This window comes from Staphylococcus caseorum, assembly GCF_049943195.1.
Taxonomy (GTDB): Bacteria; Bacillota; Bacilli; order Staphylococcales; family Staphylococcaceae; genus Staphylococcus; species Staphylococcus equorum_A.
Map to the genome: position 1 here is coordinate 1,786,815 of NZ_JBNFUA010000001.1, position 23,117 is coordinate 1,809,931.

General features: G+C 32.3%; 27 protein-coding genes. 5 read left to right on the forward strand and 22 right to left on the reverse strand.

Translation table 11 applies throughout. From position 1 onward, the window contains the following. Window positions 1–219 precede the first annotated feature (219 nt). Genes ACP3TL_RS09225 through ACP3TL_RS09260 form a run of 8 tightly spaced genes read right to left on the reverse strand, consistent with a single transcriptional unit; the run spans window position 220 to window position 6,644 of the window. Window positions 220–666, reverse strand: coding sequence for a Na+/H+ antiporter subunit G (locus ACP3TL_RS09225; protein ID WP_069815171.1), 447 nt, complete (start codon window positions 664–666; stop codon window positions 220–222). Further along, entirely contained in the window at window positions 641–943 is a 303-nt protein-coding gene (gene mnhF2 / locus ACP3TL_RS09230; RefSeq protein ID WP_021339612.1) for a Na+/H+ antiporter Mnh2 subunit F, read from the reverse strand. The genes ACP3TL_RS09225 and mnhF2 overlap by 26 nt, the downstream gene beginning before the upstream one ends. Next, window positions 940–1,422: a Na+/H+ antiporter Mnh2 subunit E gene (mnhE2, locus tag ACP3TL_RS09235; protein ID WP_069815169.1), complete on the reverse strand. Its 483-nt coding sequence runs from the start codon at window positions 1,420–1,422 to the stop codon at window positions 940–942. The genes mnhF2 and mnhE2 overlap by 4 nt, the downstream gene beginning before the upstream one ends. Next, a complete protein-coding gene (mnhD2, locus tag ACP3TL_RS09240; RefSeq protein ID WP_176722987.1) occupies window positions 1,422–2,927 on the reverse strand; it encodes a Na+/H+ antiporter Mnh2 subunit D in 1,506 nt (501 codons plus the stop codon). Before mnhD2 ends, mnhE2 begins: the two co-directional genes overlap by 1 nt. After that, window positions 2,914–3,264: a Na+/H+ antiporter Mnh2 subunit C gene (mnhC2, locus tag ACP3TL_RS09245; protein WP_002508404.1), complete on the reverse strand. Its 351-nt coding sequence runs from the start codon at window positions 3,262–3,264 to the stop codon at window positions 2,914–2,916. Before mnhC2 ends, mnhD2 begins: the two co-directional genes overlap by 14 nt. After that, complete coding sequence (gene mnhB2 / locus ACP3TL_RS09250) at window positions 3,261–3,686, reverse strand: Na+/H+ antiporter Mnh2 subunit B (RefSeq protein WP_002508405.1); 426 nt, start codon at window positions 3,684–3,686, stop codon at window positions 3,261–3,263. Before mnhB2 ends, mnhC2 begins: the two co-directional genes overlap by 4 nt. Further along, on the reverse strand, window positions 3,673–6,069 hold the full coding sequence (locus tag ACP3TL_RS09255; protein WP_069832632.1) for a DUF4040 family protein: 2,397 nt from the start codon (window positions 6,067–6,069) through the stop codon (window positions 3,673–3,675). Before ACP3TL_RS09255 ends, mnhB2 begins: the two co-directional genes overlap by 14 nt. Window positions 6,070–6,092: 23 nt before the next feature. Then, window positions 6,093–6,644, reverse strand: coding sequence for a tyrosine-type recombinase/integrase (locus ACP3TL_RS09260; RefSeq protein ID WP_069832631.1), 552 nt, complete (start codon window positions 6,642–6,644; stop codon window positions 6,093–6,095). Between the two features lie 148 nt (window positions 6,645–6,792). On the opposite strand from ACP3TL_RS09260, the gene sroA reads away from it, so the two are divergent. Beyond that, entirely contained in the window at window positions 6,793–6,999 is a 207-nt protein-coding gene (sroA, locus tag ACP3TL_RS09265) for a sigS mRNA-stabilizing protein SroA (protein ID WP_069815161.1), read from the forward strand. A gap of 16 nt (window positions 7,000–7,015) precedes the next feature. Next, window positions 7,016–7,234, forward strand: a complete 219-nt coding sequence (locus tag ACP3TL_RS09270; protein WP_069815340.1) for a DUF2922 domain-containing protein — start codon at window positions 7,016–7,018, stop codon at window positions 7,232–7,234. A gap of 139 nt (window positions 7,235–7,373) precedes the next feature. Here ACP3TL_RS09270 and ACP3TL_RS09275 read toward each other — a convergent pair whose 3' ends face one another. After that, window positions 7,374–7,607, reverse strand: a complete 234-nt coding sequence (locus ACP3TL_RS09275) for a hypothetical protein (protein ID WP_069832630.1) — start codon at window positions 7,605–7,607, stop codon at window positions 7,374–7,376. Between the two features lie 231 nt (window positions 7,608–7,838). Between ACP3TL_RS09275 and ACP3TL_RS09280 the strand changes: the two genes are divergently transcribed. The 3 genes from ACP3TL_RS09280 (at window position 7,839) to sarA (ending at window position 10,562) form a co-directional block, all read left to right on the forward strand. Further along, window positions 7,839–8,768, forward strand: a complete 930-nt coding sequence (locus ACP3TL_RS09280; RefSeq protein WP_069815157.1) for a DMT family transporter — start codon at window positions 7,839–7,841, stop codon at window positions 8,766–8,768. 110 nt (window positions 8,769–8,878) lie between these two features. Next, on the forward strand, window positions 8,879–9,826 hold the full coding sequence (locus ACP3TL_RS09285; RefSeq protein WP_277579876.1) for an efflux RND transporter periplasmic adaptor subunit: 948 nt from the start codon (window positions 8,879–8,881) through the stop codon (window positions 9,824–9,826). A gap of 361 nt (window positions 9,827–10,187) precedes the next feature. After that, window positions 10,188–10,562 carry a global transcriptional regulator SarA gene (gene sarA, locus ACP3TL_RS09290; protein ID WP_057512962.1) on the forward strand — a complete coding sequence of 125 codons (375 nt, stop codon included), beginning with the start codon at window positions 10,188–10,190 and terminating at the stop codon, window positions 10,560–10,562. Window positions 10,563–10,844: 282 nt separating this feature from the next. Here sarA and ACP3TL_RS09295 read toward each other — a convergent pair whose 3' ends face one another. The 13 genes from ACP3TL_RS09295 to ACP3TL_RS09355 all read right to left on the reverse strand — a co-directional run bounded on the left by ACP3TL_RS09295 (window position 10,845) and on the right by ACP3TL_RS09355 (window position 23,109). Continuing rightward, on the reverse strand, window positions 10,845–11,657 hold the full coding sequence (locus tag ACP3TL_RS09295) for an alpha/beta fold hydrolase (RefSeq protein WP_069832628.1): 813 nt from the start codon (window positions 11,655–11,657) through the stop codon (window positions 10,845–10,847). 207 nt (window positions 11,658–11,864) lie between these two features. Beyond that, window positions 11,865–12,575, reverse strand: a complete 711-nt coding sequence (locus ACP3TL_RS09300; protein WP_069815151.1) for a low temperature requirement protein A — start codon at window positions 12,573–12,575, stop codon at window positions 11,865–11,867. A 150-nt stretch (window positions 12,576–12,725) separates the two neighbouring features. Then, a complete protein-coding gene (locus ACP3TL_RS09305) occupies window positions 12,726–13,232 on the reverse strand; it encodes an SA0570 family protein (RefSeq protein WP_069815149.1) in 507 nt (168 codons plus the stop codon). Window positions 13,233–13,364: 132 nt separating this feature from the next. Next, window positions 13,365–14,162 carry an alpha/beta fold hydrolase gene (locus tag ACP3TL_RS09310; RefSeq protein WP_069832627.1) on the reverse strand — a complete coding sequence of 266 codons (798 nt, stop codon included), beginning with the start codon at window positions 14,160–14,162 and terminating at the stop codon, window positions 13,365–13,367. A 3-nt stretch (window positions 14,163–14,165) separates the two neighbouring features. Then, entirely contained in the window at window positions 14,166–14,864 is a 699-nt protein-coding gene (locus tag ACP3TL_RS09315; protein ID WP_069832626.1) for an HAD family hydrolase, read from the reverse strand. Window positions 14,865–14,938: 74 nt separating this feature from the next. Beyond that, window positions 14,939–15,889 (reverse strand): FecCD family ABC transporter permease, encoded by a 951-nt coding sequence (locus ACP3TL_RS09320; RefSeq protein ID WP_069832625.1) that lies wholly within the window; start codon window positions 15,887–15,889, stop codon window positions 14,939–14,941. A gap of 141 nt (window positions 15,890–16,030) precedes the next feature. Continuing rightward, window positions 16,031–16,915 (reverse strand): ABC transporter substrate-binding protein, encoded by an 885-nt coding sequence (locus ACP3TL_RS09325; RefSeq protein WP_069832624.1) that lies wholly within the window; start codon window positions 16,913–16,915, stop codon window positions 16,031–16,033. A 204-nt stretch (window positions 16,916–17,119) separates the two neighbouring features. Next, window positions 17,120–17,890 carry a MerR family transcriptional regulator gene (locus ACP3TL_RS09330; protein ID WP_069832623.1) on the reverse strand — a complete coding sequence of 257 codons (771 nt, stop codon included), beginning with the start codon at window positions 17,888–17,890 and terminating at the stop codon, window positions 17,120–17,122. Between the two features lie 48 nt (window positions 17,891–17,938). Continuing rightward, window positions 17,939–18,586: an endonuclease III domain-containing protein gene (locus tag ACP3TL_RS09335; protein ID WP_069832622.1), complete on the reverse strand. Its 648-nt coding sequence runs from the start codon at window positions 18,584–18,586 to the stop codon at window positions 17,939–17,941. 165 nt (window positions 18,587–18,751) lie between these two features. After that, a complete protein-coding gene (argS, locus tag ACP3TL_RS09340; RefSeq protein WP_069815136.1) occupies window positions 18,752–20,419 on the reverse strand; it encodes an arginine--tRNA ligase in 1,668 nt (555 codons plus the stop codon). Next, a complete protein-coding gene (locus tag ACP3TL_RS09345; protein WP_069832620.1) occupies window positions 20,419–20,832 on the reverse strand; it encodes a YwiB family protein in 414 nt (137 codons plus the stop codon). Before ACP3TL_RS09345 ends, argS begins: the two co-directional genes overlap by 1 nt. Window positions 20,833–21,121: 289 nt before the next feature. Further along, window positions 21,122–21,634 carry a YwhD family protein gene (locus tag ACP3TL_RS09350; RefSeq protein ID WP_069815133.1) on the reverse strand — a complete coding sequence of 171 codons (513 nt, stop codon included), beginning with the start codon at window positions 21,632–21,634 and terminating at the stop codon, window positions 21,122–21,124. Window positions 21,635–21,792: 158 nt separating this feature from the next. Then, complete coding sequence (locus ACP3TL_RS09355; protein ID WP_176721520.1) at window positions 21,793–23,109, reverse strand: HD domain-containing protein; 1,317 nt, start codon at window positions 23,107–23,109, stop codon at window positions 21,793–21,795. Window positions 23,110–23,117 lie beyond the last annotated feature (8 nt).

The following is a 23,117-nucleotide window of genomic DNA, read 5'->3' on the forward strand; positions in this document are numbered from 1 at the left end:
AAATAGTGTTACATAATTTAATCTTAAAATGACACTAAAATGCATATATAAAATGAGTATGATACATACGTACTCTAGATAATTAAAAAAATGATGAAAGCAGCTTATACCGATTATAAAAACAAAACACCAATCCATTAGAAAATAATAGATTGGTGTTTCAAAGTTGAGAATGAGCTATTTATGTCTCACCCTTATCATTTTAAGCATTTATATATTTTAGTAATCCTGGTCTTTTTCATACGCATTACGTCTACGTTCTTCACGATTTTCTGCACGTTTTTTCAACATATCAAATGTATTATTTTCTTTAGAACTCAACAATATATTTGTTTGTCTTGGCGCATCACTTTTACGATACATGTAAGCCCCTGTGCGATAGGCGGCACGTGATATTAAGTGACCTCCGACTGGTGACGTTAAATTAATAAACACCAATGCCAAAATAAGTCGCACGCTTAAATAACCTTGTGAAGAAATAAAATAAATAATAACGCCTACAAGCGTCAGTAATACTGAAAGTGTAGAACTTTTAGTCGATGCATGACTTCGTAAAAATACATCTTGAAATTTAATTAAACCTATTGCACTTATTAATGCGATAATACTTCCTAAAAACATCATAAATGCTGCTATTAAATTAACGATTTCGCTTGTTATTTGCATTGAAGACGTGCCCCCCTTCTATAAATCTAGAAATGGAAACGGTACTTACAAATGAAATGATAGCGATCAGTAGAATTGAATCAAGGAATGAGAATGTACCAAAGACGATGCTGAGCATACCTACCATAGACATAAGTATCGCACTTGCGGTATCAAAAGCAACTACCCTATCAGCAGTCGTTGGTCCTTTAATCAATCTAAATAAAGTTAATAATAATGCAATTCCAAACAAAATCAGTGCACTTGTAATGAAAAAATCAATAAGGGATTCTATCATTCTGCCACCTCCAATATGAGTCCTTCATATTGTCTAATACTTTTCAGCAATTTTTGCTTTTCTTTATCTGAGACATCAATTGCATGTATAAAGAACTTTTGTTTTTCTTTTGAAATTCTTATTACTGTTGAACCAGGCGTTATAATAATTAAAATTGTTAAAAAGCTAACTTCCCAATCACTACTTAATGTTGTTTCATAAGTTACTAAGCCGGGGTTTAAATCCTTAGTTTTGAATAAAATGTAATTAATTGTAGTCATGCTAGATGTGACTAACTGGTATAAATAAACAGCTAAAAATTTAATTGTTACCCAAACTTTTTTCAGATAAAATTGCTGTCCGAAAAAGCGATGTAAAATATAGATAACTAATAAGCCAATAAGGTAACCTGCGGAGAATGTTGATGCTTTAAAAGATTCTTCATCTTGAAAAAGCACCCATAAAAAAGCAATGACAATGTTAAGCAAGACTTGTTGCATTATTTATCCTCCTTCACTAAATGAGGGTTAACCATTTCTTCATATAGTCCATCATCCATATTTAAATGTGTCGCATTATCTGTCACTTTGAAAATCAATGGCGCCGCAAGTCCCATAGCTAGTATCACTGCTGTTAATATGCCAATGAGACCTTTACGATACGTAGGTATTTTTTTAAATGCTGTTTCTTCAGCTTTCTTCTCATTACCCAAATACATTGTGAAGAAGATTCTGAACAAGCTAAACATTGCAATTAAACTGGTAATTATCATTAAAGCTAAGCCAATATAATTACCGTTTTCTATAGCACCTTTAAAAATGAATACTTTACCAGGGAAACCACTAAATGGCGGTACGCCTCCGATTGCTAAGATCATAACTACAAAAGCTACGCCAAAGAATGGTTCTTGTTTGGCTAGACCATTTAGATTTCGATATTGTCTGTATCCAGTAATATAGACTAAGCTACCAATAATAAAGAATAGCAATGTCTTAACGACAATGTCATTAGCTAAATAGAAAATAGCGCCATTAACACCAGCGTAGGTATTTGATCCTAATCCTAATATGATAAATCCAATTGAAAGTATAACTTGATATGCTGCAATCTTTTTAATATCACGATAAGCGAGTACGCCAAATGCTCCAATCAGCATTGTTATACAAGCTAAAAATACTAGTAATGGATGCGTGATGCCTTCATGACCATCAAAAATCAATGTAAAGAAGCGGATTAATGCATAAGCCCCTACTTTAGTCATTAATGCTGCAAACAGTGCTGCAAGTTCTGTATTTAAAACTGCATAGGCTTTAGGTAGCCACATAAAGAGCACTAATGCAGCTTTAGCACCAAACGCAATTAAAAAGACCATAGACACAATTGTTATAGCACTTTTGTCATTCATCTCATTCAACCGCTGTGCTACAAGGGCAAAGTTTAACGTACCTGTCAGTTTATAAAGCAAACCAATACCTAGAAGTAACAACCATGAACCAAGTATATTAAGTACCACATAAATAATTGCTGCACGTAATTGCTCGATGGATTGTCCTAATGTGATAAGTACGAAAGATGCCAATAACATAACTTCAAACATGACATATATATTGAATAAGTCAGCTGTTAAGAATGAACCTATAACACCTACAGTTAAGAATAAGATGAAACTTGGTAGATAATAGCGTATTGCTCTTTTCTCTGTTCTACCAAAACCATAAGCCATAATTAACGTAACAACAAAACTGGATGTAGTAACCATCAATAAACTTAATGAATCACCAACAAATTGAATACCAAAAGGTGCTTCCCATCCTCCAAAATCTAAGGCAATAGGTTTGTTATACATCACATGAATTAATAAGAACAATGAAATAACTGTTGTAACAGCCATCGTTCCAATTGAAAACATTCGAGACAATTTACTGTTTGTACGGATGAAGACAAGGACTAATGCACAAACTGCTGGAAGAAGTAACGGTAGAATTAATAAATTACTCATTAGCATCGTCGTCATCACCTCTCAATACATCGATTTCATCTTCTTTTGTTACACGATACGTTCTATATACAAGTACTAATAGAAAAGCTGTCATTGCAAAGCCAATTACAATCGCCGTTAAAACAATTGCCTGTAATAAAGGATCAACAAAGTTTTTACTACCTTCTCCAATCAAGGGTTCAACCATATTCTTGCCATATTGACCCATACTCATAATAATTAAATTGCCTGCATGCGTGTAAATAGAAATACCTATAACGATTCTTATTAAATTAACTGATAATATCATATACGTTCCTATAAATATTAAGAAGCCAATAACCATTAATAATATAAGATTCATGAACGACCACCACTTATAGATAACATAACCGTTACGACGACACCTACAACAGATAATACAATACCTGCTTCAAATAACGTTACGGTCGTTAAATGTACTTCACCCAATAAAGGTAATTGTACATATGCATCAGTTTGGTAAAGGAACGGTTTACCAAAAAACATAGGTACAACTGCAGTAGCAAATGAAACTAATGAACCTATAATCATTAATATTCTAAAATCTAAAGGCAAAGCGACTAACACTTGTTTAACATCGAAGGCCAAGAACATTAAAATAAATGCTGAGCTAAATACAAGACCACCAATAAAGCCGCCACCTGGATTATTATGACCTGCCAAAAACAGATAAAACCCAAAAGTTAACAATATAAAAACGACAATTTTGGTTACCGTTCGTAATACAACATCATTCTCTTTCATCTTGACCCCTCCGTTCTTTAAAGTTAAGTAATGTATAAATTCCTAAACCAGCAATGATGAGCACCATACCTTCAAATAAAGTATCTAGTGCACGGAAGTCACCAAGAATGGAATTCACAATATTTTTTCCGCCTGCTAATTCATATGCATCATGGTAAAACGTCGAAATTGTAGGCATCGAGTCACTTTGTTGTGCAATAAACACGAGCATGACTACAATCACTGCCATCAAGAGCGATACAATAATTTTGACCGCTTCACGTTTTTTGTGAACTTTTGTACGCGGTACGTTAGGTAGTCTTGAAAAACTAACAATAAATAATATTGTTGTAATCGTTTCTACAACTAATTGAGTTAATGCTAAATCGGGTGCTTTCATTAATATAAAGAATATCGTTACACAATAACCGATAATTCCGTTTAAAATAACCATTGTTAAACGTTGACGTATAAATGTTAACGCAATACCTAGTACAAATACGACAATTAATGTAATTACTTCTAACGGGCCAAATTCACTCACATGAATTTGTTGCACTTTTGGAAATCCTGCTTGAATAACTCCATATACCACAACCATTATAAAAATAAGTAAAGTTAATGTGATGTAATGATTTAAACGGTTATTCATTAAGCTACGAATTCCATATCCTGAATAGTGTTCAAATTGTTTATATGACCCTAAGTATAAATCTGTAATTGATTTCACTTTTATCTTGTCAGCATATTTTTTCCAATCAATTTTAAATGCTGCTGTGAAACCAACAATCATTACAATCAAACTTAAAATCAACGGTAAATTAAATCCGTGCCACTGCGATACATGTGGCGCTATTTTATCTACATTTTCTCCAATTGTGATACTTCGTAACGCTGGTAAAATAATATAATGTCCAAATATATTTGGAACAAAGAATATGACCGGTAACAAAATCATCATAATTGCAGAAGGTAGTGTGAACATAAATGGTTCGTGTGGATTTTTTATTGGTAAATCTGCTTTCTGATAATCTCCCCAGAAAACTTCCTTAATCATGTAAACTGCATAAATCAAAGTGAATATACTAGCTACAACACCTATCACCGCAATAATTATCGTAAGGAATATATTGAATTGGGGTAATTGGTGCGCGCTCACAAGTCCGTCAAAGAACATTTCCTTACTCAAGAAGCCATTTAAAAATGGAATACCTGCCATCGATAAGGCAGAAAGTAACATTATGATATGTGTAATAGGAAACACTTTTCTTAAACCTGATAAGCGACGAATATCTCTTGTGCCTGTTTCATGATCAATAATACCTACACCCATAAACAGTGCACCTTTAAATAAAGCATGATTCATTAAATGGAATAAAGCTGCGAACAGTATTAGACCATAAATTTTAGAAAGTTCGCCTGTCGGATGTTGCGCAAACCCTCCACCAAGTCCTACCATTGATACAATCATACCTAGTTGACTAATAGTAGAATAAGCTAATATTGCTTTCATATCGACTTGGCGTGTTGCATTGACTGCACCAAAAATCATTGTGATTAGACCAACGAACGTAACACAATAAATATAGAAATCACTTAAACCTAATACAGGTGTGAATCTAAAGAGCAAGAATATACCTGCTTTAACCATTGTTGCCGAATGTAGATAGGCACTTACCGGTGTTGGCGCAGCCATCGCTTTCGGTAACCAGATGTGAAATGGAAATTGAGCTGACTTTGTAAATGCCCCTATTAAGATGAGAATAATAATAGGTATAAACAAGTCACTTTGGGCAATTTTATCACTCTGTGCAATAATTGAAGTTATTGAATTTGTGCCAGTTACAGTATAAATCATAATGAAGCCTGCTAGTAATGCCAAACCACCAAAAACTGTAATCATAAATGATTGTATGGCACCAAATTGACTATCACCTTTATTGTACCAATAGGCGATAAGTAAGAATGAGGATACACTTGTTAACTCCCAAAATACATACATCAGAATCGTATTATTAGCAGTAACGATACCTAGCATACTGAGCATAAATAGTAATAAATATACATAAAAACGTGGTAAATTATCATGTTCTTTAGATAGATATTGAGTTGCATAGTAAAATACGGCTAATCCAATGAGTGAAATTAATAAACTGAAGAATAAACTCAATCCATCTAATCTAAAATCAATATTGATATCTAAGAGTGTCAGCCATGGAATCTTAACCGTTACAAAATGTCCCGCCATCACTCGAGGTAATTGCCATAAAAAGTAAATCGAAGAAATAATTGGTGCAATTAAAGCAATTTGACCTGCAAATCGCTGCAATTTAGGACTGGTTAGCGTGAACAATACCGCTACCATGATTATAATCAACGCACCCAGTAAATATATTAAACTCATTATATCCCTCCCTTAATTATATTTTATAAGTTTAAAGCTATTGTTGTTTTAGTTGTCTTCGCAGAAATACCTATGAATTTCATCGTTTCAAAAGTTGTTTGATGACCTAAATATTTTTGAATAATAGAAATAGAAATACCAGATTGATAAGCATGATAAGCAAATGTCTTTCTTAACGTCGTCAAACCAATATGTAACATGCCTAACTCTTCAGCAGCGGCATGAATAATACGATATGCTTGTTGTCTTGATAAACCTTTTAAAGTTCTATTTGAGCGAAACAATAGCTCATCATTTTTAAGATCTTCTTCTGTAATAAAGATCATTAACTCATTCCTCAATGTGTCGGGTAATCTAATATGAATATTGGGAGCATGATCCTCTAGCCAATATTGTTTAATATCATCGTGTTCGTCTTTTATATCTGACACGCTAAGATTTAGTAGTTCAGAAAGTTTAACACCAGTATGTATTGCAAATTTGAATAATAAATAGTCTCGTTTCGACTTATTACTTAAGACTTCATACATAGACTTTATCTCTTTTATATCCCTTATAGGGTCCACTTGATTCATATATTCACCTCTTAACAAATTGAATGTTTCTTATTTAATGATATATGATATTTATGTCACATGGAAGTATTTAAACCGAATTTCTCAAAAAAATTTTGACCATTTTAACATGTTTATTCGATATATATAGTGAAAGGAGGTTAAGCAAATGAATCAAATTAAACAGCTTGCAGTCACATTATCCCGTGTTTTGTACGATCAAGATGGAAAAGCTTTAAAGTTCAAGCGTCATTTCGCAAATTTAAATACAGAATCAACACCCGAACAAATAAAAAGCTTCAAATCTATTATTGAACAAATTACTGGAGAGCACTTTGACACTATAGAAGTTATTAAAACTGAAATAATTAATTAAGGAGGAGAATGACATGATGTCCCAAACATTAGAACTTATTTTCAATGATGCTGTGAATAAAACTATCAAATTGCAACTACCTAAGATTGAACATCCAGTAAATGAAAGTACAGTTAAAGATGGCATGAATAAATTAATCACGCTTGATATTTTGAGACCCAAAACAGGCATCCCCACAAAAGTATTTGGTGCCCAATTAATAGATAAGACAACCAACGTTCTATTTGAAAATTAGTTAATTCTCATATAAAGCTATTGAGTTAGATGATTAACTAAAAAAGGCTTGAAACAAACGTTTCAGGCCTTCCTTTTATGCAGAAAATTGACTGTTTATACAGCACATTAGTTAACCACAATATTATTCAATTATACCATTAATTTCTAAAGGTTCTCAATCTAACCTTATCACCAAAAAATATCTTTTTCTTACCTAACTTCTTGCATATTGCATATTTATCATACACTTCAACAATTTGAGCTAAATTTTTATAAGATCTTCTTGGATTCAACACTTCTATAAATTGATTTTTCTTAATGCCATCATTACTTCCTGCTCCAACAAAAAAAGTTTCCTCATCTGTTAGTCGAATTATGGAAAGCTGTTTCAATATAATTAGTCACTCACTTCTTCAAATGCTATTATTATTATAAAGTTATTATTACTTCATAGTTGTTAATCTTATTTCCCAAAAACCATTAACATACGTATTCTATTATATTTTCTGTGTTGTGTACATCATAATAAACTAAAAAGCTAATATTCTTTTAAATAATTTAAACATAGGAAAAACATAACCTTTCCTATATAATGTAATTATCCTAATAGAAAGCGTGATTTAATGTTCCTTTTATATATTATTGGGATTATCGCAGGTATGGTTGTACCATTCCAAACTTCAATCAACTCTAGACTAAGCCTTTATACAAAGTCTTCATTCTATGCGTCAACAATCTCATTTGCTACAGGTACAATCTTTTTAATTTTAATCAATCTTATAACGAATCCTCATGTCTTTACTGCACAATTTTACAGCAACCAATCTTTTAGTTACATATGGTTTGTCGGCGGTATGCTTGGTGTCATTTTCCTAACTGGAAACTTACTCCTTTTACCGCGTTTAGGTGCATCCCTTACTGTAGTGCTCACTGTAGCTGGTCAAATCATTATGGGTGTAACAATCGACACATTTGGCTGGTTCGGAGCTGATAAAGAAGCCTTTACAGTATTTAAAGTACTGGGTATTATCTTTTTAATTTTCGGTATCATTCTGATGAATTATGTTCGTAGAAACCCAAAAGATAAAAATCAAAATAATTCAATTTATATTTGGTTAATCATTGGATTTATATTTGGTTTCTGTCCACCTATTCAAACTGCTATTAATAGCGCATTGGGTCAACAAATAAATTCCTCTGTAATGGCTTCACTGATTTCATTCACAGTAGGTACAATCGTATTATTTATTTTGACTTTAATTTTCAATAGAAGTCTTAAACTTACTACTTTCACACCTAAAGAAGGACGTCTTAAGCCTATTTACTTTATCGGTGGTATCTTAGGTGTGATATTTGTGACCACGAATATTATTTTAATGCCTCACCTTGGCGCTGCATTGACTACAATTATTGTTATGCTAGGTCAAATGTTAATGGGTATTATCATAGATCATTTCGGTTTGCTGGGTACCTATAAAAATAAAATCACTAAGAGAAAAGTTTTCGGTATTATTGCCATAATGATTGGTATCATTTTATTGAGATTATTTTAAAAAATTGTTCTCTCGAGTCATTTACTTTTAACATTTAGTAAATGACTTCTTTTTTTTATAACAAAACCCCTGCTTTTCGCTGTATAATCAAATCATCAATACATCAAGAGGTGACATCATTGAAGAAAATCATTGTTTTATTTACTCTGTTGATAATACTTTGTAGTATCGGCGCCCTAAGTTTTTACTATTTCAAAATTAAAATAGCCACAAGTAAACCAGAGCATCCTATTGATACTTTGAAAATAACCTATAATAAACCCTATACCTTTATAGGAAAACAAGAACCTGCGCAACGATTTCCAGTTCATTATGAGCCCCATAAAGGTTATATTAACGATTGGTTTGTTAAGTCACATGACAAAATAGAAAAAAACCAACCTCTATTTGAATATTACAATCCACGTATTGAGCAACAAATTAATAGTAAGCAAAAATACCTTGCACAATTAAAACAAAACAATAAATCTTCCACTCCCCTGATACATTCAGAAGTATTACGCTTACAAAATCAAATCTCACAACTCCAAGAACGACTTCGTATTAAAGTTTATGCTCCAGCGACTGGCATCGTCCATATTAATAAATCATGGCCTAATCAAACTAAATCTCCTGTTATGCAAATTTATGATCCTACTACAATAATCAAAGCTGAAATTGATGAATTCCTTATTGATAAGCTTCATTTAAAAGACAAAGTTTCTATTAAAGACAATAATCAGCAAACATTTGACGGTGAAGTGACTTATATTTCTAATTTCCCAATAGATATAGACAAATCAACTAAAAATTCCAAATATTTAATTGAGATAAATTCAAATTCTAACGCTGTTTTAGGTAAGCATTTCAAAGTAGAAATATCTAATCACATCATTGAAATTCCCAAAACAGCAATACATGATAAGCAATTTGTTTTCATACAAAGAAATAAAAAATTTATAAAACGGGTTATTAAAACACAAAATTCGGGTAATAACAAAGATGTACTAATTCTTGAAGGTTTAAATCAAGGAGATGTCATAGCTAGAAATGCTGATACAGTGCTGTCCGAAAATTAGACGTACACGTTATAAAAAGTTATCATTTTAAAATCCATTGAGATTATTTAGCCTTTTTATCATATGAAGGTAAATTGAAAAATAGAAAAATAAATTTTGATTAGCGTATTGGTATTTAAAGAATTGAATTAATAATAGAAATCATTAACGTAACGCTTAAACATGTTTTTGTTTACTTTCTATTTTTATTTAGTTATAATAAACTAAATAATAGTGGTTTTAATATATTTCACTTAAATATAATCGAGCCACAAATTATGACAAACACTTTGTATTTAACTTTGAATTAAGACAAATAATCATACAAAAAAATTATTAATATGTATATTTGATTGGGCATTTAGAATAGGGAGGAATTAGGATGGCTATCACCAAAATCAATGATTGCTTTGAATTATTAGCTATGGTCACATACGCTGACAAACTAAAAGGTATTATCAAAAAAGAATTTTCAGTAAGTTTCGAGGAGTTCGCTGTATTAACATACATTAGCGAGCATGAAAGTGAAGAATATTATTTAAAAGATATCATTAATCACTTGAATTACAAACAACCACAAGTTGTTAAAGCTGTTAAAAACTTATCTCAAGAAGATTATTTTGATAAGAAACGTAACGAACAAGATGAAAGAACTGTATTAATCTTAGTTAACACTAAACAACGTAAAAAAATAAATGAATTATTAACTCGCGTTAATAATCGTATTAAAGAAGCTAACGACGAAAAAGAAGTTTAAGTTACTTTAAATTTCTACAATCAAGCAAGTTTCTATAGTATATTCAACTTATTTTTTAAAGGGATTTTCCAATATATTGGAAAATCCCTTTTTTATATGTACTTGCCTTTTGCATGTTACCAACACATCTTCAAAATCTTCATTCCTTACAAATAGTAAAAATACCGTTGATAAAGTCCTGAGACATATATCAACAGTATTTCATAAAGAAATAAAAGCATTGCAGTATCTATGCTATATAAAATAACAACGCGTATTTTAAAACGACTTTGCAAGACGCATTTATACTAAATCATTCTTTTGATATTTCAAAGTGCTAATAAAATCTAAATACACTTCCACAAAATGCTCGGGTTCTTCAATATGCGGCGCATGACCGGATTGGTTAAATTCTAAAATAGTTAAAGTTTGAAACGCATGATCGTATCTATTCGTTGATTCCCCCATAAATAAAGGATCATATTTCCCATTAACTAGCAAAGTTGGTACATTAACATGTTTAATCTCAACATCTTTATTAAAAACTGGAAATCCCATTAAAGCTCTTGTCGCAACAGCACTATCTTCGGCTGATTGTCTACTATAAATGAGCTGGTTTTGAAACCATTTTTTCGCTTTTTCCTGGTCTTTATACATATACGGTAATAGTAGAATAAGTGCTTCAGATTTATCAAAGCCTTCTATTTCGTCTTGATGTTCTATCATTAGTTTATTTAACCCGTGTACACTATCTATCAGATTAGATGCAATTAAAGTTAATGATGCCACCATTGATTCATATTTATTAGTAAAATTTTTAGCTATTAAGCCACCCATATCATGTCCAATTAAATGTGCTACTTCAACATCTAATTTTTTCATTAATATTTTTAAATCTTCAACATGATCTTCTAAATTAAAGGAGTTCGGCTTGGAAGATTTACCATGCCCTCTCACATCATAAACAATAACATCAAATTTATTTTTCAATGCATCTTTCAAGTTATATAAAGAAGCCATATTGCTATCTAGTCCATGTATTAATATAACAGGAAAACCTTGACCCTCACGGATATATGCTATCTCGTTGTTACAACTTGTTTCGATTTTTATCATTATGGGCCACCTCCCTTTACAGAAGTAATATACCCTTATTTCATGTTTATTACGCTATTATTTTTGTTTTTGTCAGAATATATCGTTTATTAATTTATTATTTTTTTCTGTGCCAACTAATAAAAAACTCCCTTCAAGTTAACGAAGGATTTCAGTTAACGTCTTGAAGAGAGCTCTAAAAATATATTCATATATACTATTTTCACTTTAATTTCTAGATGAAATACGAATTGTGTAATAAATAATAACAATTAATAGCAAGAACCAAATAACGATGGATCCAATTTGAGCAATTTCAGGACTGCTAATCATAGCGTCTATTGTTTTTTGACAAAGTAGTAAACCAATACCAGTAAATTCTAATCTTCTAAAATAAAGACCTGCAATACTAAATATAATACCTACAAAAAAGACGGCTTGATGTCCATATACTGTCACTGCTACGATGCCTAAATTCATATTAAACGCGTGTGCAATAATGAGAATAAAGGACACCCCTGCCACTACTAATCCTATTATTCTTTCGACTTTATTACTATAAAGATAATTTTTCCAATCAATACGCAAATATATAAAAATCGAAATTGGTAAGATAATTAAACAATAAAAGATAGACAATCCTGTTGCTGCTTGGAATGGCACAAATTGTTTATCATATAAATACGATAACAATATAAAATTAAGTATAAAAAACACAATAGGATTCAATTGTAATGTAAATAAATTACGTTGTATCGTCAAAATCACTTCAGCAGGTGATTTTTTTCTATATTCAATATAATCTTCATCTTTTTCTTCAGATTTCTGAAAATCTTTTTTCAATTTCACTTTAATATCATCTATTAAATTTGGAGAAAGACCTTTATGAGTGAAATAATCATTAATGTTTTCCACTAGTACTTTGTCGTTAACTCTCATGACAAGCTCCTTTAATAATATTTGAACTATAACTATTATAATTTAATTTATAATCTCATACTTACACTTATTTTAACAATAAAATAACCGACAAGTATATAGTTTCACACTTGCCGGTCAAATTATTCTTTTAAATGCTACAAGTAATACTTATTCACCAATATCTATACGATAAAGTTTGATGTTTTTATCACTTGGAGATGACGAGCTGAATTGATATGAAGCTTCATCATCTTGCACATAACCAAAATTACCAGTTACGTTATTATAATGCTCACGTGCGACCGCATCTTTGCTGACTTCATTTTTAACTTCATCATAAGCTGGGCCATCAGTATCATTATAACTCATAGAAACACGAGTAATTTCGCCTTCATTTTTCTTACCGTCAGTAGTTACAATAAGTACACCATTCTCTTTTTTAAATTCATAATAATGTTCATTGTCATCAGGTCGATGAGAATAGACTGGTGTATTGTTATTTTTCAATACACTTTGAATAGACTCGCCTAGTGTTGCACCTTCTAATGTTGTATCTCCTTCTTGCAATGCCTTAACATTTTGGATAGAGTTACCTGAAGCCGCATCCACACTACCTGCACCAATTCCAGAAAACGCTAACCCTGAAACTAAAACTGCCGCAAATATTTTTTTCATAAGCACTCTCTCCTTCTATTTATAAGTTATTTTGTGCTCATCAACAGTGTACTATAAATATTACGTAATTAACAGGGATGTTACAAAAAGATTACATATTCATATCATTTCGTAATATAAATACAGGCTATACTATATTTTTGTTTTTTCATTTGTTTTAATAAAATCTCTTACAACGTCCAGGAATTTTTCTTTTTGTTCTATAAACGGATATAAACCTGATTTTTCGAACACTTCAAACGAAACATCTCCAATATAGTCGCCCACTTCTTTAGCTTCTACAACGGTTGTTCTTTCGCCATGCTGTCCAGCGATAATTAAAGTTGGTAAATGAATTTTTCCTAAATAATGCATAATATGATTATTGTTAAATGATTCCTTCACTGCCTGTAATTCAGCGTTCGTAGCAATTGCATTGGTATCGTCTACTTGTTTTAAAACTTTTTTAGCTGCGCATTTTGAATAATATAAATGCTTGTCAAAAAACTTTTGTTGCGCTTCTTGTTCCCAATTACGTACTGTATCCGAATATTTGCGATACAAACGTTCTTCAGGTGTTATTTCGTTAAGTAGCGTTGGATTCACTAATGTCAGTGTCGTTGTCATCTCTGGATATTGAGCAACAAATGAGGCTGCAACTGAGCCGCCTAACTCATGACCAATTACTGCACATTCTGGAATATATAAATAATCTAATAACGCTTTAATATCTTCTGCATATGTTTTAAATTCAATAGCATTTGGTTTATCTGAATAACCATGACCTCTTAAATCAATAAGCACAACTTGATGCGTTTTATTGAAAGCATTTTCAATCTCCTTGTATATAGATAAATTATCTAAGGCAGTGTGTATCATAACAATAGCATTGCCCTCACCACTTGTTCTGTAATTCAAAGCGACGCCATCTTTTGTTGTAAATAAATTCATTGATTATCTTCCTTTCTTCGCTATAGATAATATTGTTAATAATTCTTCAGTGCTCCTAATTGTAAAATCTATTTCTTCTGGTAATGGTTCTACTTCAACCTCATCATCTTCCTTAAACCAAACGCTGATCATTCCCATCGCTCTCGCAGGTGCAACATCATTCAATGGATCATCACCCACATACATCGTTTCTTCTGGTTTTGTCCCTAGTTGGGATAACATATCTTCAAATATCTTAGGATGTGGTTTACGGTAGCCTACTGTTTCAGATGTAGACAAATAATTAATCGCATCTTCTACACCTAAAGTATGCATTCGGAATTGTTTGATTTTCGACTTTCCATTTGCGATTACACCCGTGAGATAGCCATTACTTGTTAGCTTTTCAAGTGTATAAAGTGTGTCATAATAAGGAAATACATAACGATAAAAGTGCATTTCAAAATCATTAAATAGGTCTTTCCATGTTAAGCGATCAACGTGAAAATCTTTAATAATTGCTTTGTATAATTCTGGTTTATCATGATCTTCATCATCATCTAATTCTATAAATTTTTTCTTGAAATCTGCAAGTTGTATACGTACTAAATAGTCATGAAATCTTTCATACTGTTCTTCAATAAATTTTTCGCGAGATTTTTTTCGATCTAACAGTGTACCTTCTAAATCAAAGACGACCGCTTTTACTTGTGTTAAGTCCATCATCATTACCTCTTTAATTCAAACTTTTACTTTAATTCATGCTTAGCAGCATATATTCATCTATTTATACTTCACTATTCATACATACGTGGTTGTGTAATCATGATATAGAATAATACTGGAATACCCAGTAAAGCCAGTATAATACTTGCAGGTACTTGGAATGGTTCTAAAACAACACTGCCCAACCAATCTGAAAGCACCATAATTGTACCACCAATAATCATATTAAGTATCATTTGTTGTCCTAAATCATAATGTCCACTGTGTCGCCGTACAAGTTGGGGTATAACCATACCAATAAAGCCAATAACACCAACATAAGCAACGATTACTGCAGTTAAAATTGAAGCAATCAACAGCACGCTATATGTCATACTTTGAACATTTAAACCTAATGATTTGGCCCGTAAATCGCCAAGTTGTAATATTTTAATTTTAGAAATCATGCTTAATAAAATAATAACACCAATGAGTAACACTGTGCCAATGTATACCACTTCGTTATATTCAGCTGAAGAGAATCCACCAAACATATAATTGACAATATTATTCATTTTATTTTGATTAAATATAATGAGTATATATAGAAAGGCGTTAAATAAAGCACCTATCATAATACCTGATAATATCAATGTTCTAATCGGATAACCTCTCGACATCGCCATCGTTAGAGCAAGGACTAAAACCAATGTAATAATACTAAATGCAACTGAAAAGATCGGTAACCATATAAATGACATGCCTAAGACGACAGCCAAGCCTGACCCAAATGTTGCACCACTCGCTAATCCTAATGTGAAACTATCCGCTAATGGATTATTCAATAATGTTTGAAACATATGGCCAGCAAGTGTCAAGCCAATACCTGCAAGCAAAGCTTGTAGTGTTCTTGGTATTCTAACTTGAAAGAGAATCGTTTGAGTCAATGCGTCACTGATGTCCCCAATACTCCATAATAAACTTAGCAATATGCTAGCAATGAGTACTGTTAGCCATATTATGATTGATTTATAGTACTTCATTTTTTTGCCACGCTTTCAATGAAATCTTTCAATTATTACAATACCATCTGTTTAGGCTTAACACTACACCTCTCCAAATAAACAACTGGAATTTCATAAGTACAAGATTGTACGACTATATGGATAATGCGCGGATACCTATTATTTGTAAATGGCTTCTTTCAAAGCTTTTAGTCCATCATCAATACGTGGCCCTGGACGTGAAATTTGATCGCCATTCACAGCTTCAACATGATTGTGTTGCACTGCTTTTATGTCACTGAATCCGCCACGATGGTTCAACGCTTTTTGGTATTCGGCTTTAGAGATACCCATTGTCGAAATCATAACATCTGGATTTTTCTTAATAATTGCTTCTTTACTTACTTTTTGCCAACCCTCTAAATTCGAAAAACTATTCGTTGCGTTTAATTGGTTCAACATATCATCAAAAAATGTGTGTTTACCTGCTGTATATATTTCTGGTTCGGAAGAGACTTCCATAAACACCTTTTGTGGTTTAGCATCTTTCGGTACTGATGCTTTCACTTCTTTAATATTTTGTTTTGTCTCTTTAATGAGCGCATTAGCCTCATCCTCTTTACCAGTCACCTTACCAATTTGATTAAAGGTATTATACATTTCGGTAAGTGATTGTGCATCTTTCACATAGACTACTTTAACGCCACTATCTTTAAGCGTATTTAATATGTCACCACTTGTTGTTTTCTGTGATTCATGCGCTAAAATTAAATCTGGTTTTGCTTTTAATAAGGATTCTTTATTTAATTTCATTGCATCAAACTGCTGCTTATCTTTAACTTCTTTCGGATAGTCATCCACAGTCGAGACACCCACGATATTATTTCCTAATCCTAATTCATACAATATCTCAGTATTACTCGGCATCAATGATATAATTCTGTCGTAAGAACGTTTGTCCGAATTCTGTGCTTTCTCTTTAGATTGCTCTTCGTTTGTCCCACAAGCTGCTAATAAAAATACTAAAACAATAAAAAGATAAAAAATTTTATAAGGTCTTTTCACGTCGTAATCTCCTAGTTCATACTTTTCTTTATCATATCAAAATTTAGCTCAATTTTAATTATCAATGCTAATTTTTTTCTATAAATTCACATTTGAGTGTAAAACCAATAAAATGGTTGAGGCTGAGACATGTATTTATGTCCCAGCCTCGTCTAGTTAAGCATTTGTGTCATATGTTATAAACAAATTCAACGGCATACAAATTTAATTTGAATTATCTTCTTTATTAACAAATATACGCATTGTTTGAATCAAATAGTGATGGAAATCATCGTTACGATTTTTGTTAATATTTTTTATAAATCGTTCATCTTGCTCATACGTAAGTGCCATATATTCAATAAATTGGTTATCACAATTAGTCACTTGCATCGATAAAATACGTTTAAATGCTTCTATATTGTCAGCTGCTTGATTAGGTGTGATGCCCTCATTTTGCAACTGGTTCATTTTATCAAAAAAACCTTCAAGTTGTGTTTTAATTTTGTCATTATTCGATTGCTGCTGATGTTTATGCTTTCGAGCGTTACTTTGTTCAAATGCTTTATAATAATTAGAATCTTTATATTTGTTGTATGCTTCACGCTCATACTGACTGGTTAAATCAAATCCACTGAAGTCTTCTATATCTAGCGCTTCATGACTATGATTTTTAAAATATTCATCTACTTTCTCCAAAATACGATTGAATTGATTACGTTTATCTAAAACAATTTCATAACGTGTACCGAGTATTTTATTCTTTTCATTGATAGTGCCTTCAAAATATTGTTTTATTTCTTCTAATGTTAATTCTAGCGCTCTTAAAAATAAAATATGCTGCAGTTTCGTTAGATTTTCCATGTTATATGACCTATAGCCTTGCTCATAAACTTGATTGGGTATTAACAGACCTATTTCATGGTAGTAATGCAATGTGCGCGTACTTACACCAGTAATATGTGCGATGTCTTTCGGACTAAATTGTTGTTTCAATTATCTCGCCTCCTATAACGCAGTATGTAGTATTACGTTACGTGAAGGTCAACCACTTGTTTCATTTTCAAAATAAGCATCTAAAAATGTATATTTTGAGTTTATTTTACCGTTAAAATAATTTTTACCAAAATTATCTAGCAATGCGTGGAATTCGTTAGCATCTTGATTTGAAAAGTCATCTGGTAATTTAATATGTCGCTTTAATTGTTCGTAGCTGTCAGTTTGCGTATATCCTAATTTTCGATATAGTCTTCTAGAATAACTGTCTGCTATAAACTCAACACCTCCAAAGATATATACGATAAGTACATCAGCTGTCTCACTACCAATACCTTTAATTTCTAACAACGTCTTTCTCAAGTCTTGTTTATAACGATGATTAATCTCCTGATAATCAAAATCGTGGTGCTCCAACCAAGTTAATAAAGAGAGTATGGTTTGTGCCTTGTTTTTATAAAACCCACTCGACCTAATTAATACTTGTAACGTTTCTAACTTTAAATTCAAGATGTGATGTGGTTTTAGATGTGTTGCTTGCTTTAAAGATTCAATTGCATATGCTGCATTTCGCCAATTCGTATTCTGAACGAGAATCGCGCCCAACATAACTTCTATTTTTGATTCTGCCGGCCACCAGCCCTGAGGACCCATATGCTCATATAGTAGTTGATATAACGTTTTTGTATCCAACATCATATATCCACCTCTCTTCAATTTTAAGTTTTGTAATTGCTCGTAGTTCATTTATAAAAAAAGAGCGAGCAACGATTTGTTATTGGATAAGTTGTTACACTATCTGATCCATACAAATCTATTACTCACTCTCGTTAATCAAATCTTATCACTTTAGACTTTTACTTACATAGATTCTGGTGCATTAACACCGACTAAATCTAATGCATTATGCATTGTGATTTTGACTGCATTAATAAGTGCGATTAACGCTGTTGTCTTTTCAACATCATCTGTTAATACTTTTTCCGCATTATAGAATTTATGGAAGTGAGAAGCTAACTCTTGAATATAATTCGTAATTCTATGAGGTGCTCTTTGAACTGCTGAGCTTTCAATCATTGTTTCGAATTCGGCTACTTTTTTCAATAAGTCGATTGCTTTTGCATTTGTAATATATGAATAATCCGCTTCTTTTGAAGGTTTAATGCCTCTTTCTTCAGCTTGTTTCAAAATCGAACAAATACGTGCATGTGCATACTGTGCATAATACACTGGATTGTCTTGAGATTCTTGTTTCGCAAGTTCCATATCAAAGTCAAAATGTGTATCCGGACTACGCATTGTTAAGAAATAACGCGCAGCATCTACGCCAACTTCATCCATAATTTCACGTAACGTAATTGCATTACCTGTACGTTTACTCATTTTCACTTCTTGTCCATCTTGCATTAATCGAACCATTTGCATAATTTGGATTTCAAGGCGGTCATTTTCTACACCGAATGTTTCTAACGATGCTTTCAAACGGTTGATATAACCGTGATGGTCAGCGCCAAATAAGTTGATTAATACATCGTTGCCACGTTCAATTTTATCAAAATGATAAGCGATATCTGGCAAGAAGTACGTGTAGTTGCCGTCTTTCTTGATTAATACTCTATCTTTATCATCTTTGAAATCAGTCGTACGTAACCACGTTGCACCATCTTGTTCATACGTATAACCAAGTTCTGTCATTTTATCTAAAACTTTTTTAATTTCGCCTTTTTCGTATAAAGATGTTTCACTAAACCAACTGTCAAAGTGCGTATTGAAATCAGACAGGTCTGTTCTTAATTTTTCCATTTCATAATCGACACCGAGTTGTCTGAATGTTTTTATACGTTCGTCCTCTGAAAGGTCTTTTAACTCAGGTTGTTTATCAGCTAAATCTTTACCGATATTAATGATATCCTTGCCGTGGTATCCACCTTCTGGCATTTCAAAAGAATCATCACCAAGCGCTTCAAAATAACGTGCTTCAATGGAGCGCGCCAAATTCGTAATCTGATTACCAGCATCGTTGATATAGTATTCTCTTGTTACTTGATAGCCTGCTGCTTCTAAGATATTTGACAATGTATCTCCAACTGCTGCATTACGCGCATGTCCAATATGTAGATCACCTGTTGGATTTGCAGAAACATACTCTACTAAGATACTTTTACCATTAGCTTCTTCAGTATGGCCAAATTTGTCACCTTTATCCATTGCTTCAGAAATGATTGCAGTTAAGTACGAATTGTCTAAATAAAAATTAATAAATCCAGGTCCTGCGATAGCTACTTTTTCTACTTTAGCTTTTGTTGTATCTAAATTATCTACAATAGCTTGTGCGATTTCACGTGGATTACGTTTTGCTATTTTTGTTAAGACCATTGCAATATTTGTTGAATAGTCACCGTTACTTTTATCTTTAGGAATTTCTATTTTGATTTCTGGAATTTCAGTTGTATCAGCAAGTTGTGCTTGTTGAATACTGTTTTTAATTTCTTCAACCAACGTTTGTTTGACTTGATCAATTATGTTCATTATGGTGTCTCCTTATAAGTAATTTCATATTGATAAGATCCCATTTTCTCTTCATCTTGAATTAAATCATAATGTACTTTCAATTTGCCACCATCAGGCGTAACAAAATGTAAAATGGAATGTGTGCGTACTGTTAGTGGGATGCGTCCGCCACTAATTTCATATAAAGTAATCGTATCTTCACCTTCAACGAAATGAAGAATCATTTTAATTTCACCGTTGCGAATGATTTTGACACCTGACTCCTCAATTTTCACCGTCACATTTACAGTAACATCATTAATTTCTTCTTGATATCGGATAAATTCAGCATTGCGTTTTTGCCAAGATCCTTGTGTCTTTTGCGAAAATTTCTCTTTATTATCAAATTGTTTAACAATTTGTTTCGTCTGGATATTAACATTGTTTTCCAATGTGCGTTTCACCCTAATCTTTAAAATAATACAAACAATTATAGCATACTTGAAATAAGCAATACAGTTGCGAAAACAATTTTCAAAACGTTAATTTCATACTAACTGAAAATATAAAATTTCTTTTCACATGCCGAAGTCAACAGTAATATAAAAATAGCTGATTAGATTTTACATGCAACACTTACAATTCAGTTGCTTTTACATAATAAAAACAGCCAGAATTCAAACAATTCGGCTGTCTACTTTATCTAAAACCAAAATGTCTTAGATGTTACTTACATTAAATTTACTTAGTGTCTAATGCGTCATGCAAAGCTTGTTCAGAATTATTCCACATCTCAATGTCATGTGCTTTCAGAAAATCTTTTAAAACTTGTTTGTTTTCTTCACCGATGTGTTCAATTTCTATTTGACGTTTCATAGATTTATCCATCATGTTGACATGTTCAGGCATGCTTTTATATCCTCTACGAATACTTTTGTTCACCATTAAATAACAGCCTGTAACACCTGCATAGTAGGGACCGTTTTCGCCTCGTTCAGTCGTAACCCAGCACAACCAATACTCTTTAGCATCTTCACCTTCAACGACTTCTTTTTCTTTTATCCACTTAACACCTTTTTCGACACTTGCGCGCGCATGCATACCACCAATATCAATAAAGGCTTCCTTATTTTGAACATCGATAAAGACAGGCGCTACGTTATCTAAACTGATTGAACCGATATTCGTACCTTTATGTCCATCTAGTGGGTCATTCTTAATGATGTTAAATTTAAAACCTTTGCTTTCAGCCACTAGCAAACACCTCCCATAAAATAAGTTTCATAATTACTTGTAATATCTAAGCTCTATTTTAAAACCACAATACGCCTCATGTATACTTAAATGGTTTTTAAAAGTTGTATTCAATACGATCATTCCATTGCCAACACTTTACTCGTATTGGTTAATCGCTAATTTAATTCATTCAAAATACTGATAATCGCATTGCTTATATTTTCATCTTCAATTTCAGTAATAAACTCTTTAGGATAATATAATTTATAATCCTCTCTGTTTATACCAGTAATACTATGAATGATTAATGACTGACTACTAATTTCACGTATTTTACCATTACGGCGCAATAAATGAATAGGTTGTCTATCTGATCCTGGTCTATCATAATCGTATGGTAAATCCGAGAACGATTCGCTTACAAAATAATAATTTGGATCTATACCTGCTTGTATAAACAAATCGGTTAATTCTGTAATTGTAATAATCGAACCGTCAAACGGCATGTATTTAAATAAGTCGCGATTAATAAAACGACGAGATAAATCACTTAGAATCTCATCATCTTCTTTCACCCATGCTTTCAAATAATACAATACCACCGCTTCATCTAAATCTACGTATTGTTCAATTGTCATGGATTCTTCAAAGAACGGTATGAAATCTGTAGGATGCATCTTAAATGTATAGCCTTCCTCATATAACTGCTTCGCACGTTTCAAACAATTATTTAATAATACTTCCCCACCTCGACTTACTGGGTGGAAATAAATTTGCCAATACATTTGGTAACGGCTCATAATAAAGTTTTCTACTGCGTGCATACCACTTTCTTTAATAAGCACTTCATCTTTAGACGGGCGCATTAATCTTAAAATACGTTCCATATCAAACTGACCGTAGGATACACCTGTAAAATAAGCATCACGTTGTAAATAATCCATTCTATCTGCATCAATTTGTGACGAGATCATAGAAATTACTAATTTATTCTCATGCGTTTTATTAATTACATCTGCAACTTGTTGCGGAAAATCATTTGAGACACGTTTCAATACTTCATTCACTTCAGTTGGTCCTGTAATAATCGCTTGTGTAAATGCTTCATGATCCGTGTTAAATATTTTTTCAAAACTATGTGAAAATGGCCCATGCCCTAAATCATGTAACAATGCAGCACATAATGCTAACGGTCTGTCATCATTATTCCACGCTTCGCGACCATCAAATGAATCATCAATCAATCTCCGTACAATTTCATATACACCGAGCGAATGCCCAAACCTACTATGTTCTGCCGTATGGAATGATAAATATAAAGTGCCTAATTGTTTAATACGACGTAAGCGTTGAAATTCTTTCGTCTTGATTAAATCCCAAACCACTTGATCTCTGACATGAATGTACCTATGAATCGGGTCTTTAAAAACTTTTTCTTCAGGTAACTTTTGTGTAGCATAAGTTGTAAATGTCAATGTAGTCCTCCTGTTCATACCCTATA

What these genes read in the sequence shown, in the direction of transcription:
- ACP3TL_RS09225 (WP_069815171.1), bottom strand. Translation starts at nt 666, where the DNA reads ATGCAAATAACAAGCGAAATCGTTAATTTAATAGCAGCATTTATGATG.
- mnhF2 (WP_021339612.1), bottom strand. Translation starts at nt 943, where the DNA reads ATGATAGAATCCCTTATTGATTTTTTCATTACAAGTGCACTGATTTTG.
- mnhE2 (WP_069815169.1), bottom strand. Translation starts at nt 1,422, where the DNA reads ATGCAACAAGTCTTGCTTAACATTGTCATTGCTTTTTTATGGGTGCTT.
- mnhD2 (WP_176722987.1), bottom strand. Translation starts at nt 2,927, where the DNA reads ATGCTAATGAGTAATTTATTAATTCTACCGTTACTTCTTCCAGCAGTT.
- mnhC2 (WP_002508404.1), bottom strand. Translation starts at nt 3,264, where the DNA reads ATGAATCTTATATTATTAATGGTTATTGGCTTCTTAATATTTATAGGA.
- mnhB2 (WP_002508405.1), bottom strand. Translation starts at nt 3,686, where the DNA reads ATGAAAGAGAATGATGTTGTATTACGAACGGTAACCAAAATTGTCGTT.
- ACP3TL_RS09255 (WP_069832632.1), bottom strand. Translation starts at nt 6,069, where the DNA reads ATGAGTTTAATATATTTACTGGGTGCGTTGATTATAATCATGGTAGCG.
- ACP3TL_RS09260 (WP_069832631.1), bottom strand. Translation starts at nt 6,644, where the DNA reads ATGAATCAAGTGGACCCTATAAGGGATATAAAAGAGATAAAGTCTATG.
- sroA (WP_069815161.1), top strand. Translation starts at nt 6,793, where the DNA reads ATGAATCAAATTAAACAGCTTGCAGTCACATTATCCCGTGTTTTGTAC.
- ACP3TL_RS09270 (WP_069815340.1), top strand. Translation starts at nt 7,016, where the DNA reads ATGTCCCAAACATTAGAACTTATTTTCAATGATGCTGTGAATAAAACT.
- ACP3TL_RS09280 (WP_069815157.1), top strand. Translation starts at nt 7,839, where the DNA reads ATGTTCCTTTTATATATTATTGGGATTATCGCAGGTATGGTTGTACCA.
- sarA (WP_057512962.1), top strand. Translation starts at nt 10,188, where the DNA reads ATGGCTATCACCAAAATCAATGATTGCTTTGAATTATTAGCTATGGTC.
- ACP3TL_RS09295 (WP_069832628.1), bottom strand. Translation starts at nt 11,657, where the DNA reads ATGATAAAAATCGAAACAAGTTGTAACAACGAGATAGCATATATCCGT.
- ACP3TL_RS09300 (WP_069815151.1), bottom strand. Translation starts at nt 12,575, where the DNA reads ATGAGAGTTAACGACAAAGTACTAGTGGAAAACATTAATGATTATTTC.
- ACP3TL_RS09305 (WP_069815149.1), bottom strand. Translation starts at nt 13,232, where the DNA reads ATGAAAAAAATATTTGCGGCAGTTTTAGTTTCAGGGTTAGCGTTTTCT.
- ACP3TL_RS09310 (WP_069832627.1), bottom strand. Translation starts at nt 14,162, where the DNA reads ATGAATTTATTTACAACAAAAGATGGCGTCGCTTTGAATTACAGAACA.
- ACP3TL_RS09315 (WP_069832626.1), bottom strand. Translation starts at nt 14,864, where the DNA reads ATGGACTTAACACAAGTAAAAGCGGTCGTCTTTGATTTAGAAGGTACA.
- ACP3TL_RS09320 (WP_069832625.1), bottom strand. Translation starts at nt 15,889, where the DNA reads ATGAAGTACTATAAATCAATCATAATATGGCTAACAGTACTCATTGCT.
- ACP3TL_RS09335 (WP_069832622.1), bottom strand. Translation starts at nt 18,586, where the DNA reads ATGTTGGATACAAAAACGTTATATCAACTACTATATGAGCATATGGGT.
- argS (WP_069815136.1), bottom strand. Translation starts at nt 20,419, where the DNA reads ATGAACATAATTGATCAAGTCAAACAAACGTTGGTTGAAGAAATTAAA.
- ACP3TL_RS09355 (WP_176721520.1), bottom strand. Translation starts at nt 23,109, where the DNA reads ATGAACAGGAGGACTACATTGACATTTACAACTTATGCTACACAAAAG.